The sequence below is a fragment of the Massilia sp. 2TAF26 genome (genome assembly GCF_052115005.1).
Lineage (GTDB): Bacteria > Pseudomonadota > Gammaproteobacteria > Burkholderiales > Burkholderiaceae_D > Telluria.
On the sequence record NZ_JBFRFV010000001.1, the window covers coordinates 246,461 to 259,707 of the forward strand.

The following is a 13,247-nucleotide window of genomic DNA, read 5'->3' on the forward strand; positions in this document are numbered from 1 at the left end:
CCCACGATGGGAAGGTCAAGCCCCGTCCGCCATGTCCTCGAAAGGGAATGCCGCGGGCGTATCCGGCAGCGGCGCCATCGGCCGCATGCCGTAGACCATGTCGGCGCGGTCCCGGGCCGGCGGCCTGGTGATCAGGAAGCTGTCCCGGCCCAGGCGCTGCGGGCAGCCGGCCAGTTGCACGGGACGCGGTTCGCTGCGCGCCAGCACCAGCACCACCTCGTAGCCGAGGGTCGGCGCGGCGAACAGGCCGAGCATGGTGCGCAGGGCCATGGCGCCCGGCGCGTGCGGCAGGAAGCGCTCGAACTCGGCGCGCCGCAAGGGGCCGATACGCACCCGTACGCGCAGGTCGGGACGCCAGCAGCGCCGGCCCAGCACCGCGGCCTGGCCCAGCACCGCGCCCGGCCTGCCCGCCGCGCTGCCCACCTCGCCGCCCAGCACGCTCTGCTCGTCCGGGGCCAGCGCATCCCAGTGGCCGATCCCCTCCTGCAGCCGGAGCGGCACCCCGAAGTGGTGGGACAGCACCCTGGCCAGCACCACGCCGGAGGCCGGGCGCTGCCGGAGCACGCCGGCATAGCGCGCCAGGGTGGCGTCCTCCACCTGTTGGTGCGGCTCGCCGGGTGCGAAGCCGGCCAGCGCCAGCAGCAGCGGCAGGAAGCCGTCTCCGGCCTCCGGCCCGGACACGGCATGCTCGATCCGGTATTTGCGCCAGGCGCCGTAGAACAGGGCAAGCATGCGGGTGGTGAAGATGTCGAGGAAGGCGCGCGGCGCTTCCGCCAGCTGGACCTCCGCCTGGCTCGATTCCCAGGCCGCGATGCGCTCGGTGACGTGGCTCGGCAGCGCACCGTGGGCGCCCAGCAGGCCCATGAAAGTCGGGATCAGGTAGAATTGCGGCGGCAGGCCGGGCGCCAGTCCCGCCGGCGCGATCGCCTCGACCTGGCCGGCCGGGAAGCCGAGCGCCAGGCTGTTGCGGAAGCGCAGGTGGCGTTCCAGCGCCCGCCGCGGCGGCACGCCCTGCTCGCCCAGCCACAGCAGCAGCAGCCGCACCGCCTGGAAGAATTCGAAGCGCTGCGGCTCGGCCAGCAGGCGTTCGATCAGCCCAGCGGCTGGCTGCTGTGGCGGGGTTCGCATGCAAGGATTTCCTGGCCGGTCTGGCGCGACACCACCTGCAGCCGGGTGAAGCAGTTGAGCTGCCCGTTGAGGGCGAAATAATGGTCGAGCACCCTGGCGAACACGAACAGGCTGCTGCCGGTGAAGGCTTCCTCGTCCACTGTCATGCGGATGCCGATGCCCGGCATCAGGGTCGAGACCGGCGCGGTACGGACCCAGGCGCGCACGGCGCCGTGCTCGAGGCCCTGGATGCCGGCGATCAGGCGCTGCGCGGCCGGCGAGCGCGGCAGGTCGTACAGGGCCAGCATCTTGCGGAAGTCGTCCAGGCCGGCCATCGTCAGGCTCGCGTGGTTGAGGGACAGGTGGGAGATCAGGCGCCAGTGCGCGCCCTTGGTGGTGCCGAAGCGGTAGCTGGGACTGGGTTTGCGCAGCATGCGGATCGGCGCCACGCTGGACAGCTCGTCGGTGCGCAGGTCGCCCTGGGAATCGCCGTAGCGCAACCGGGCCGGCAGGTCGCGGTTGGTGCAGGTCAGCATGGTGGAGAGCGTGGTCCGGCACCCCGGCGCACCTTCCGTTTGGGTGGTGCGGAAGTCGGCGTCGATCAGGGCGATGCGCATCTCGTGGCCGGGGCTGACGGCGGCCACCGCATGGTCGCGCCGCGTGATCCAGTAATGGGTCCGGCTCTCCTGGTCCTCGGCGCCGTTGGCCGCGTACAGGGGCGCGAAATGGGTCACGCTGCCGGGGCCGGCGCCTTCGCGCACCAGGCGCACCGCGTCGACGCTGTGGATCTCGTAGTCGGCCGCATGGAAACCGTCGGCCAGCAGCGGGTAGTCGGCGCTGGTATAGGACAGCTGCAGCGGCACGCCGGCCTTCGGGAACAGGTTGATGACCGGGGTGCAGGCCGGCAGCAGGTTGCCGGGCCCGATCCCGGCCAGCAGGCGCGCGGCGTCCGAATCGGCGGCCAGGCCATTCAGCACCACGTGCAGCGTAAACCCGGTGCAGCGCGGCGGCAGCAGCGTGCGCAGGGCCGTGGTGTCGAGGTCGAGGAAGCTGAACTTCTCGGGATAGCAGAAGTATTCGCTCAGCAGGCGCAGCGCCGGATGCGAGCGCGCCGGGAAGGGAATCATGGCGTCGGCCTCGTCGAAGCCGGCCAGCGCCAGCGGCACTGCCGGCAAGGGCAGCCAGGCAGCCTCGCCGCCGGCCTGGACGAAGGCGCAGCTGGCCTTCAGGAACAGCGCGTCGATCAGGGCCGCGCGCGTGGACGCTTCGCCGTCGACGAACAGGCGCAGACGCGGCGGCAGGATATCCGCCAGCGGGCGCGGTCCCGGGGTGTCGATGACGATGCCGATCGCACTGGCGGCGCCGCGCGGCAGGCGCAACGAGCGCGGGCTCGTCGCCAGCGGCGCAAAGCCCAGCTGCGCCACCCGCAGCGGCGCCAGCAGGACGTCGTAGACGGTGCGGAACTGGCACACGCTGTCGTCGCGGGCGCTGGTGCGCAGCATGGTCGCGCGCGGCAGCAGGAGCGGGGCATCGGGCCGTTCGGCATCGCCGCGGCCGCCCACCTGGACGATGGTATGCGAAGGCATGGGCCGCAGGTAGTGCGGATACAGGCTTTCCAGCAGCGATTCGGTAAACTTGGGATAGTCGTCGTCGAGGCGTTTGCGGATCCGCGCGCTCATCAGGGCCACCGACTGGATCAGCCGGGCGACGCTGGGGTCTTCGTAGGTCTCGCCGGCCAGGTGCAGCTCGCTGGCCGGTTTCGGATAGCGGGCGCGGAATTCGCGCGCGAACTGTCCGAACAGGCCCAACTCTTCTTCGTAATAGCGCAGGAGCTCATCCATTCATGGATAGTCCCACCCACGCCGCAGACGTATCTTGAGTACAATCAATACCGACCAATCACCCCGAGGGAGACGACAATGACCGACCTGAGCAAGTTCCCAATCACCCGCAAATGGCCCGCCCGGCATCCCGAGCGCCTGCAGCTGTATTCGCTGCCGACGCCGAACGGGGTGAAGGCCGCGATCATGCTGGAGGAGATCGGCCTGCCCTATGAGGTGCATCGCGTCGCCTTCGACAAGAACGACCAGCTGTCGCCGGAATTCCTGTCGCTGAACCCGAACAACAAGATTCCCGCCATCCTCGATCCCGACGGTCCGGGCGGCCAGCCGCTGCCGCTGTGGGAATCCGGCGCCATCCTGCTCTACCTGGCCGAAAAGACCGGCAAGCTGCTCCCAAGCGATCCGGCGCTGCGTTACCAGACCATCCAGTGGCTGATGTTCCAGATGGGCGGCATCGGCCCGATGTTCGGCCAGGTCGGCTTCTTCCACAAGTTCGCCGGCAAGGACTACGAGGACAAGCGCCCGCGCGACCGCTACGCGGCCGAATCGAAGCGCCTGCTCGGCGTGCTGGACCGGCACCTGGAGGGCCGCAGCTGGATCATGGGCGACGAGTACACGATCGCCGACATCGCCACCTTCCCGTGGGTGAACAACCTGATCGGTTTCTACGGCGCGCGCGAGCTGGTGGGCTTCGACGAGTTCAGGAACGTCGCGCGGGTGCTGGCCGCCTTCGTGGCGCGGCCGGCGGTGGCGCGCGGCCTGCAGATTCCGCCGGCGCCGGCGGCCTAGGCTTTGACGGCGACCGTACGCAGGTCGGCCACGACCTCGTCGCCGAAGCTTTTGCCGAGCAGGTAGTCGACCAGCTGCTCGGCGCATTCGTCGGGGTCGAGCAGGGTCCCGGTCTCCTTGAGGTCGACGAAGCGCTGGCGCATCGGGAAGCGGTCTTCGGGGGTGCCGCGGATCTCGGCCTGCATGCCGGTGTCGATCACGCCCGGCGCCAGGCTGCAGATCTGGACGTCCTGCTCGGCGTCCATCAGCACCGCGCGCGCATGGTGGTCGAGGGCCGCCTTGGTGGCGCAATACACGCTCCAGCCGGGATAGGCATGGCGCCCGGCGCCGCTGGAGATGTGCATGATGCGCTTCTGGCCGCCGTCGCTGGCGCGCACCACCGCCGCCGCCAGCGCCATCGGCGCGGCCACGTTCAGGGTCACCGCGCGCAGCACCGCGCGCGGATCCTGGGCTTCGAGAGGGCCGACCGGACTCACCATTCCCGCATTGTTGAGGAGCAGTACGGCGCCGGTGCCGTCCAGGTAATCGCTCAGGTCCTTGCGGTCGAGCCAGTCGACCAGCGCGGGGCCGTCGGCGAGGTCGAGTTCGACCTCCTCGAACAGCTCGGGCCAGTTTTGCGCCAGTTCGTCGGAGCGGGTGCGGGCCAGGCCCAGCACCGGTACGCCGCGCGCCAGCAGGTTGCGCGCCAGTGCCGCGCCTAGGCCTTTCGTATGGCCGGTAACGATCGCTTTCATCTCAGTCTCCATCTCCGCGTGCGGGGCACCGTTATGGATGTTATCGCAAGCAGGCCCGTAAGATAAAGTCAATCGTGTAGATGGCGCACCCTTGCCTCTGCTCCAGTTCGGTTCGCATGGCAGAATGGCCTCGACAGCACCCGATTCACCAAGCGAGGCCGAATGCAAATTCCAGACATCCCCGTCGACGAAGCGCGCCGCCTGACCGCCCTGCACGCCACCCGCCTGCTGGGCAGCGCGCCCGAAGAAGCCTTCGACCGCATCACACGCATGGCGGCGCGCCTGCTGAATGCGCCGACCGCGCTGGTGTCGCTGGTCGACAAGGATGTCCAGTGGTTCAAGTCCCGCTGCGGCTTCGAAGCCACCGAGACCGCGCGCGACATCTCCTTCTGCGGCCACACCATCCTCGAACACGAGCCGCTGGTGGTGGGCGACGCGACCAAAGACCCGCGCTTTCGCGACAATCCGCTGGTGACCGGCGAGCCGCACGTGCGCTTCTACGTCGGGGTACCGCTGTACTCGGTCGAGCGCATGCCGATCGGCACCCTGTGCGTGCTCGACACCAAACCGCGCCGGCTGAACGCCGGCGATCTCGACGTGCTGCGCGATCTCGCGCGCATGGTCGAGCAGCTGATCCACCACCGCCAGCTCGCCAGCGCGGCCCAGGCCCTGTACGCGCACGTGCCGCAGGACGGCGCCGACCCCGAGCTGAGCGCGGCCGCCGGCCAGGTCGAATTCCTGCTCAATCACGACCAGCTGACCGGGCTGTCGAACCGCCAGGCGCTGGCGCGCATCATCGCCCAGGGCCTCGACGACTGGCGCAGCCAGGGCACGCAGACCCTGGTGGCCTCGATCAACCTCGACAAGTTCAAGCGCCTGAACGAAGCCCTCGGCCACCATGCCGGCGACCAGGCGCTGGTGTCGGTTACCTGGAGCCTGCAGGGCGTGCTGCGGCCCGGCGACCTGCTGGCGCGGGTCGGCAACGACGAATTCGTGGTGCTGCTGCCCGGCCTCGGCGACGACAGCGTGGCGCGCGACCGCCTGCGCCAGCTGGCCCAGGCGGTGCACCACGAGTTCAAGAACCCGGGCGGCGGCGCGATTCCCCTCACCTGCAGCATCGGCTACGCGATCTTCCCCCACGACGGCGACCATGCCGACGCCCTGCTCGGCAACGCCGCCCTCGCCATGCGCCGCGCCAAGCTGCTGGGCGGCGGCCAGATCCAGCACTTCTCGGAAGAGCTCAAGCAGGCCTTCAACCGCAAGCTGACGCTGGAAAGCCAGCTGCGCGCCGCCCTCGACCACAAGGAGCTGTTCCTGCTGTACCAGCCGAAGATCGCGCTGAAGGACGGCTCGGTGGCCGGACTGGAAGTGCTGCTGCGCTGGCGCCACCCGACCCACGGCTTGATCTCGCCGGTCGAATTCATTCCGGTGGCCGAAGAGGCCGGGCTGATCGTCGAGATCGGCGAATGGGTGCTGAAAAGCGCCGCCGACCAGTGCCGGGCCTGGCGCGCAGCCGGCCTGCCCGGGGTGCCGGTGGCGGTCAACCTGTCGGCGCGCCAGTTCCACCGCACCGACATCGTCGGCTGTGTCGACACCGTGGTGCGCGATGCCGAACTGCAGCCGGGCGACCTGGAACTGGAACTCACCGAGAGCACCTCGGTGCAGAACCCGGAACGCAGCGCCGACCTGATGGCGCGTCTGCGCGGACTCGGCGTGAGCCTCAGCATCGACGACTTCGGCACCGGCTATTCGAGCCTCAGCTACCTGAAGCGCCTGCCGGTCGACAAGCTGAAGATCGACCGCTCCTTCGTCCAGGACATGCACGAGAGCGTGGAATCGATGGCGATGGTGAAGGCCATCATCGCCATGGCCCACAGCCTGCACCTGGAAGTGATCGCCGAGGGCGTCGAGCTGCAGGAACAGCTCGATGGCCTGCGCGCCGCCGGCTGCGACCAGATCCAGGGTTTTTATTACAGCAAACCGCTGAGCGCCGAGGACTGCGCCGCCTATCTGCGGGAACATGCCGTGCGGCGCCACTGACGCTGATGGACGAATGTTTGCCTGATGCTGTCAAAAGTTTTACAATTTCAGTACGGCAACTAATCCAAACCACACGCATGCGCTATTCGCAGAACCACAAGGCCGAGACGCGCCGGCGCATCCTCGACGAAGCCGCGCGCCGCTTCCGCCGCGACGGTATCGACGGCACCGGCCTGGTGCCCCTGATGAAGGCGCTGGGCATGACCCATGGCGGCTTCTATGCCCACTTCGCGTCGAAGGAAGCGCTGGTCGAGGCCTCGCTCGAAGCGGCGGTCGAGCAGGCCAGGGAAACGTGGCGGGATCCGCCGTCGCCGGAGGGGTTGCGCGCCTTCCTGGCGAGCTACCTGTCGCCGCGCCACCGCGACGATCCGGGCGCCGGCTGCCCCCTGCCCAGCCTGTGCGCCGAACTCGGCCTGCGCGGCCAGCCCAGCGCCACCACCGACGGCCTGGCCCTGAACATGGCGCAGCGCCTGGAGGACTGCAAGCTCGGCCCCGCGGTCGACGACCAGGGCCTGGTGGCGCTGGCCGCACTGGTCGGCGCGCTGACGCTGTCGCGCGCGGTGGCGGATCCGGCGCTGTCGGAACGCATTCTTGGTGCCGTGCAGGCCGCGCTCAAGCCGCCGCTGTCGTAAGGTCATCCCCGCCTGCGCGGGCACGACGGCGACTGATCACGGATAGCGCACCGGCCGCCCGGGCAGATCCGGCAGCGGAATGAACTCGGTCTCGCCCGGCACCTTCGGGAAGCGCATCTCGCGCCAGTCTTCCTTGGCCTGCTCGATGCGGTCGGCCGAGCTGGAGACGAAGTTCCAGGTCAGGTAACGCGGACCATCCATCGGCTCGCCGCCCAGCAGCATCACGCGCGCACCGGCGCCATTGCCGGCGGCGAGGGTCACCGCCGCACCAGGCTTCAGCACCAGCAGCTGGCCGGGACCGAAGCTGCCGTCGCGGCCGAGGTCGAGCGTCCCTTCCACCACGTACAGCGCCTGTTCCGCATATTCGGCCGGCATGCCGATGCGGGCGCCGGGCTGCAGGGCCAGGTCGACGTAGAACAGCGGCGATTCGACCGGCACCGGGGCGCGCTTGCCGAAGTATTCGCCGGCGATGATGCGGGCACTGGCGCCGTCGCCGTCGATGATCGGCAGTTCGCCGGCGCCGATGTGCGAAAAGCTCGGATCGTTCTCTTCCTTCGCCTTCGGCAGCGCGACCCAGCACTGCAGGCCATGCAGGGTCGAGCCCTGGGCGCGCACCAGCGGACCGGTGCGCTCGGAGTGGACGATGCCCTTCCCGGCCGTCATCCAGTTCACCGCCCCGGGCCGGATGTCCTGCACCGTGCCGAGGCTGTCGCGGTGCGAGATCTCGCCTTCCAGCAGATAGGTCACGGTGGACAGGCCGATGTGCGGGTGCGGACGGACGTCGATGCCGGTGCCGGCGTCGAACACGTGGGGGCCCATCTGGTCGAGGAAGACGAAGGGGCCGACCATGCGGCGGTCGCGGTGCGGCAGCGCGCGCCTGACTTCGAAACCGCCGCCCAGGTCGTGGGTGCGCGGCACCACGATGGTTTCCAGCATGCTGTCAGCGTCATGTTGGTCGAGTTCCATTTAGATTGCCTCCGTGGTGATCTGGATCTGCCCGGACAGGGTCTTGTGGACCGGGCACTTGTTGGCGATGTCCGTCAGGCGCTGCTTTTCTTCCTCGCTCAAGGCGCCGACGTAATGGATGCTGCGGTGCAGGGTATAGGCCTCGCCTTCCTGGCCGTGCCTGATGCTGACCCGCACCTCGTCCAGTGCGTAGCCTTTGCGCTTGGCGTACAGGCTGACGGTCAGGGTGGTGCAGGCCGCCAGCGCCGCGGCCAGCAGGTCGTGCGGTTCCGGGCCGCTGTCTTCGCCGCCGAGTGCCGGCGGCAGGTCCGTCAGGAGCCGGTGCGGCCCGATCTCGATGACCTGCTGCAGCGGTCCCTGGCCGCGGTGCGTCGTCACTTCCATGATGATCCCCTTCGTGTTTTCGATCGATTGTACGCGATGCGCGGACCTGATCAGGCCGCGTGGGTGCGCAGGATGCCGACGCCGGCCTTCGCCTGCACGCGCTGGCGTTCAATATCGAAGATCACCAGCATCGCGCCCAGGATCGCCACGTTCTTCAGGAAGTGGTTCAGCTGGTTCTGGAACTCGGCCGCGCCGGCGCCCCAGAAAGCGTGGAAGATCAAGGTGACCGGCACCAGGAACAGGGCCAGTCCGAGGCTGGCCCAGCGCGCCTGGAAGCCCGTCACCAGGGCCAGGCCGCCGCCGACTTCGAGGGCGACGGTGGCGGCCAGCAGCAGGCTGGCGAACGGCAGGCCCATGCTGGCCATCCAGCCGGCCACGCCCGCAAAGCCGAGGATCTTGCCGATGCCTGACACGACGAACAGGGAGCCGACGAGGGCGCGGCCGACGGGGTAGAGTTTGCTAGTTTCCATGATGTTCTCCTTCTGTGCGGGTTGTCGATGGAAGCCATTATGGACACCCGGCCGGCGGAAAAAAAACGAGTTATTTCACCGCCTATCATCGATATTTTCGATGCTACACATAGGCCAGCAGCCGGCCGCAGGCAATCACCGCCAGCCACAGCAGCAGCGACAGCGCCGCGTGCAGGCGCGCGCGCAGCGGCGCCCCGCCGGGCCAGCCGTCGCCCACGCGCCAGGGACCGAGGTGGAAGGCCAGCGCGTTCAGGCCGGCCACGGCGATCAGCACCAGCTTCAGCAGGAACACCCGGTTGGCGGCCAGGTCGGGCGCCTCGGCGGCGAACAGCAGCAGGCCGCTCGGCAGCACCACCAGCATGCCGCCCGCCGACCACGGCAGCAGGTAGCGCGCCAGCGCGCGCAGCGGCAGCTCGCGGCCGAGGCCGAGCACGCGCAGATCGAACATCGCCAGCGCGCCGACCAGCACGGTAAAGCCGATGATGTGAAGGATTTCGATGCCGGGATACAGCCAGGCGCTGGCGCGCATCGCCGCCGCCGGCGGCGTGGCGGCCAGCCAGACGGTCCAGGCCGCAGCACCGGCCGGAATGTCGAGCCCGGCGCCGGGCGGCATCAGCGCAGCTCGGTGGTCTTGCCGCCGATGGTGATGCGTTCGGCGCGCATCTCATCAAGCCTGGTGCGGTGCGGATACCCGTAGACGCTGGCGCTGGCGCCGGCGGCCAGCCTGTCCTTGGGCAATCCGTGGCTTTCCATGCGGCCCGGCGGCGCCAGCACCACCAGCCAGGTCTTGCCGGCGCTCTTGAGACGGATCCAGCCGTGCGGCTGCACATAGCCCGCTTCCTGGATGATGCCGTTGAGCTGCAGCGGTTTGTCGGTGTCGTACTCGCTCCAGCCGTGGTGGGCCGAAGCGGTGGCGGCCGCGGCGAAGGCGGCGAGCAGGAACCAGCGTTTCATGTGGCGGACTCCTTCGRGAAGGTGTCGATTCTACGCCTGTCCCGCTCAATTCCGTCAAGCGCCGGCGCCGAAAGCGAGCTCGGAGTCCTTGATGTCGGCGATCGGCCCCAGGATGGCGCCGTCGAAGGACCGCGGCGCATGCCCTTGCTCGAAGACGCGGGGCATGTCCGGGTTCGCCAGCGCGCCCCGGCCCAGTGCAACGACGTCCGCGCCCAGCCCCAGCACGTGTTCCGCGCGCTCGATGCCGTGCAGGGAACCGTTGGCGATGATGGTCACGCCCGGTGCGAAGCGGCGCGCCAGGGCGACCAGGCTCTCGCCGCCGCCTTCGAACGCCGGCTGCCAGGCCTCGAATTCGGTCACATGGATGAAATCGGCGCCGGCACGGGCCAGCGTGCCGAAGATGACCTCGGCATCGGCGTCGCGGCCCGGCCACTTGGCCGTGAAGTCGTTGACCTTGCCCTGCGAGAGTCGGATGCCCACGGGAACCTCGCCGCCGACCGCGTCCTTCACCGCTTTCACGATCTCTTCCAGCAGGCGCACCCTGCCCTCCACGCTGCCGCCCCAGCGGTCCGTACGCAAGTTGGTGTGGGCCGTCAGGAACTGGTCCAGCAGGTAGCCGTTCGCGCCATGGATCTCGATGCCGTCGAAGCCGGACACGCGCACCGCGCGGATCGCCGACTGGACGAAGCCATCGATGGCCTCGGCGATCTCCTGTTCGCCGATTTCGGCCGGCACCGGGTAGCGCCCCTCGCCAAAGTAGAAGGCCATCTGCTCTCCGGCGGGCTGCACCGCGGACGGCGCGACGGTATGGCTGCGGAAGGGATTGCCCTGGCTGAGGGCGCCCGCATGCATCAGCTGCGCGAACACCAGCGCACCATGCCGCTGGATTTCGCTCGTGATCGATGCCCAGGCCTGGGCCTGGACGTCGTCGGCAATGCCGGGCTGGTTCCGGTAGCCCTGCGCGAATGCCTTGTCGGTGTACAACCCTTCGGTGATCACCAGGCCGAAGCCGCCCCTGGCAAACCTGGCGTAGTAGTCGCGCATCGCCGGGGTCGGGACGCCGGCCCCGGTCGCCGTCACCCTGGTCATCGGCGCCACGGCCAGCCTGTTCCTCAAAGTCCGGCCTTTCATAACGTAATTCGATAGAATCTCGGTCTGATGATTATTCATGTCTGTTCGCTTTCGAAGAAGGCATGCCACGACTGCGGCATCACAGTCGCATGATATGAACGGGAACGCGATTCGAACAGCCTGGCGCGCGTGAAGGCGCCTTATCGAAAAAGGTTAAGATGCAGATACCGGATATTCGAATTTTTCTCGCCGCCGTGAGCGCCGGCAGCTTGTCCGCCGCGGGACGGCAACTCGGCATCGGCCCGATGCAGGTGTCGCGCCGCCTTGCCGTGCTCGAAGACGAGCTGGGCGTCAGGCTGCTGCACCGCACGACCCGCGCCATTTCGCTGACCGCCGAGGGCGAGGCCTTTTTGCCGTTTGCAAACACGATGGCGGATGCCGAAGAGAGCGCCCGCTGCGAACTGCGCCCCTCGTCGGCCGCCGTCTCGGGCGTACTCAGGCTGACCGCCCCGAGCGTCTTCGGCCAGACGATCGTGCTGCCCGTGCTGGCGGCGCTGCTGGAGCGGCATCCCGAACTGCGCGTCGACCTCGACCTGTCCGACCGCGTCGTCGACATCGTCGGCCAGGGCCTCGACCTCGCGCTGCGCGTGGCGACGCTGGAGGACTCGGAACTCGTGGCCAGGCGCATCGTCGGCAACCCGCGCGTGATCTGCGCCTCGCCGCGTTACCTGCAGCGCCACGGCATGCCCGTCCGGCTTGCCGACCTGGACGCGCATCAATGCATCGTCCTGCATGCCATTCCGCGCTGGCCGCTGATCGTCGACGGCGGGCTGCAGCGCAGGCGGGTGAATGCGCGCGTCACGACCAGCAATGTGGATGCCGCGCGGACTGCCGCCATGCAGGGGCTGGGCCTGGCAATGCTCGCCTACTGGGACGTGCACCGGCAACTCAGCGAGGGCGAACTGCTCAGCGTGACGCTGGAAGATGCTAGGATGGAAGACCTGTCGGTGTGGGCCGTGATGCCGACCCGGCGCTACCTGCCTACCCGGGTCAAGGTCTTCCTCGACGCCCTGGAACAGGAGCTCGCAGCCATCCCAAGGACCGTATGACACCGCAATCCACTCCTGGCCTCCAGGCCCGCAACTTCGGCATCGACTGCCTGCGCGGCCTCGCCATCCTGCTCGTGATCGTGCACCACCTGGCCCTGCCCTTCCGCCTGCCGCTGGGCCCGAGCCTGCTGAAGGACTACCTGCCCAAGCGCCTGCTGAACGCCGTCAGCTTCAACGGCTACGAAGCGGTGTTCATCTTCTTCGTCATCTCCGGCTTCCTGATTACAGGCCGCATCCTCGAGCGCGACGGGAGCCTCGGCCGGGTCGACCTGCGGCGCTTCTACCGCGCCCGCGCGCTGCGCATCCTGCCGCTGCTGTTCCTGACCCTGGCCGTGCTGGCGGCGCTGGCCCTGGCCGGCGTGACCGGCTTCGCCCCCGACGAAGGCAGGCAGAGCGTGGGCGGCCTGCTCGGATCGAGCCTGAGCTTCACCTTCAACTGGTACGAAGGCCGCACCGGTTGGGCGCCGGCCGGCTGGGACGTGTTGTGGTCGCTGTCGATCGAGGAAGTGTTCTATCTCGGCTTTCCGCTGCTGTGCCTGTGGCTGCCGCGGCGCCTGCTGGTCGGCTTGCTGCTGGCTTGGGCGCTGCTCTTGAACCCGTTGCGCTCCCTGGTGCCGGTCGCGGACGAAGTCTGGCGGGAGAAGGCCTACCTGCCCGGGATGGCGGCGATCGCCTGGGGCGTGCTGGCGGCCCTGCTGACCCGGCGCTGGCGGCCGACGCCGCGCGAGGCCCGCGCGCTGGCCCTGTTCGGCGGCTTCTGCATCCTGATGGTCCTGGGCTGGGGCGAGCTGGTGCACCGTCACCTGTTCAAGTCCGGTATGGTCGGACTGGTGCTGGGCGCGGCGGCGCTGCTGCTGGCCTTCCACGCGCATCCGCCGGCCCCGCGCCTTGGCCTGGGCTGGCTGGCGCGCATGGGCAGCCTGAGCTACGAGCTCTACCTGTCCCACATGTTCGTCGTGCTGGCCGCGGTCGGGCTGTACCGTACGATGCTGGGCAAGGAGCAGGCCTGGACCTTCAGCGTCTACCTGCCGGTGCTGCTGCTCTGCTTCGGCCTGGCCCTGGTGCTGGACAAGTTCACCGGCCGCTTCGTCCGCAAGGGGGCTTGCGTCGACGAGGCGGCCAAGCGAGAATTGGCGGTTCAACAATAACA

14 protein-coding genes are annotated in these 13,247 nt (G+C 68.8%); 5 read left to right on the plus strand and 9 right to left on the minus strand.

Going from position 1 to position 13,247, the window contains the following annotated elements:
* Positions 1 to 15: 15 nt before the first annotated feature.
* Both tssG and tssF read right to left on the minus strand, forming a co-directional pair.
* Positions 16 to 1,128, minus strand: a complete 1,113-nt coding sequence (gene tssG, locus AB4Z32_RS01145) for a type VI secretion system baseplate subunit TssG (RefSeq protein ID WP_441933549.1) — start codon at positions 1,126 to 1,128, stop codon at positions 16 to 18.
* A complete protein-coding gene (gene tssF, locus AB4Z32_RS01150; RefSeq protein WP_441933551.1) occupies positions 1,092 to 2,948 on the minus strand; it encodes a type VI secretion system baseplate subunit TssF in 1,857 nt (618 codons plus the stop codon). Before tssF ends, tssG begins: the two co-directional genes overlap by 37 nt.
* Before the next feature lie 78 nt (positions 2,949 to 3,026).
* Here tssF and AB4Z32_RS01155 point away from each other — a divergent pair, with 78 nt between their 5' ends.
* A complete protein-coding gene (locus AB4Z32_RS01155; protein ID WP_441933552.1) occupies positions 3,027 to 3,737 on the plus strand; it encodes a glutathione S-transferase N-terminal domain-containing protein in 711 nt (236 codons plus the stop codon).
* Here the strand turns inward: AB4Z32_RS01155 and AB4Z32_RS01160 are convergent.
* Complete coding sequence (locus tag AB4Z32_RS01160) at positions 3,734 to 4,471, minus strand: SDR family oxidoreductase (RefSeq protein WP_441933553.1); 738 nt, start codon at positions 4,469 to 4,471, stop codon at positions 3,734 to 3,736. The two genes, AB4Z32_RS01155 and AB4Z32_RS01160, sit on opposite strands and share 4 nt — an antisense overlap.
* 162 nt (positions 4,472 to 4,633) lie before the next feature.
* Here AB4Z32_RS01160 and AB4Z32_RS01165 point away from each other — a divergent pair, with 162 nt between their 5' ends.
* Positions 4,634 to 6,511 (plus strand): putative bifunctional diguanylate cyclase/phosphodiesterase, encoded by a 1,878-nt coding sequence (locus AB4Z32_RS01165; protein ID WP_441933555.1) that lies wholly within the window; start codon positions 4,634 to 4,636, stop codon positions 6,509 to 6,511.
* 77 nt (positions 6,512 to 6,588) lie between these two features.
* Positions 6,589 to 7,143, plus strand: a complete 555-nt coding sequence (locus AB4Z32_RS01170; RefSeq protein ID WP_441933556.1) for a TetR/AcrR family transcriptional regulator — start codon at positions 6,589 to 6,591, stop codon at positions 7,141 to 7,143.
* A 36-nt stretch (positions 7,144 to 7,179) separates the two neighbouring features.
* Here the strand turns inward: AB4Z32_RS01170 and AB4Z32_RS01175 are convergent, their stop codons facing one another.
* The 6 genes from AB4Z32_RS01175 to AB4Z32_RS01200 form a co-directional block, all read right to left on the minus strand.
* Positions 7,180 to 8,109 (minus strand): pirin family protein, encoded by a 930-nt coding sequence (locus tag AB4Z32_RS01175; protein WP_441933558.1) that lies wholly within the window; start codon positions 8,107 to 8,109, stop codon positions 7,180 to 7,182.
* The gene (locus tag AB4Z32_RS01180; RefSeq protein ID WP_441933559.1) at positions 8,110 to 8,493 is read right to left on the minus strand and encodes an OsmC family protein; all 384 of its coding nucleotides are present in this window, start codon (positions 8,491 to 8,493) and stop codon (positions 8,110 to 8,112) included.
* Between the two features lie 50 nt (positions 8,494 to 8,543).
* Entirely contained in the window at positions 8,544 to 8,963 is a 420-nt protein-coding gene (locus tag AB4Z32_RS01185; protein WP_441933561.1) for a DoxX family protein, read from the minus strand.
* 103 nt (positions 8,964 to 9,066) lie between these two features.
* The gene (locus tag AB4Z32_RS01190) at positions 9,067 to 9,576 is read right to left on the minus strand and encodes a DUF6644 family protein (RefSeq protein ID WP_441933562.1); all 510 of its coding nucleotides are present in this window, start codon (positions 9,574 to 9,576) and stop codon (positions 9,067 to 9,069) included.
* Positions 9,576 to 9,917, minus strand: a complete 342-nt coding sequence (locus AB4Z32_RS01195) for a DUF6152 family protein (protein WP_441933563.1) — start codon at positions 9,915 to 9,917, stop codon at positions 9,576 to 9,578. The genes AB4Z32_RS01190 and AB4Z32_RS01195 overlap by 1 nt, the downstream gene beginning before the upstream one ends.
* Before the next feature lie 54 nt (positions 9,918 to 9,971).
* Positions 9,972 to 11,048, minus strand: a complete 1,077-nt coding sequence (locus tag AB4Z32_RS01200) for an NADH:flavin oxidoreductase (protein WP_441933565.1) — start codon at positions 11,046 to 11,048, stop codon at positions 9,972 to 9,974.
* A gap of 158 nt (positions 11,049 to 11,206) precedes the next feature.
* Between AB4Z32_RS01200 and AB4Z32_RS01205 the strand changes: the two genes are divergently transcribed.
* A complete protein-coding gene (locus tag AB4Z32_RS01205; RefSeq protein WP_441933567.1) occupies positions 11,207 to 12,097 on the plus strand; it encodes a LysR family transcriptional regulator in 891 nt (296 codons plus the stop codon).
* A complete protein-coding gene (locus AB4Z32_RS01210) occupies positions 12,094 to 13,245 on the plus strand; it encodes an acyltransferase family protein (RefSeq protein WP_441933569.1) in 1,152 nt (383 codons plus the stop codon). Before AB4Z32_RS01205 ends, AB4Z32_RS01210 begins: the two co-directional genes overlap by 4 nt.
* The last annotated feature ends 2 nt before the right edge of the window (positions 13,246 to 13,247 follow it).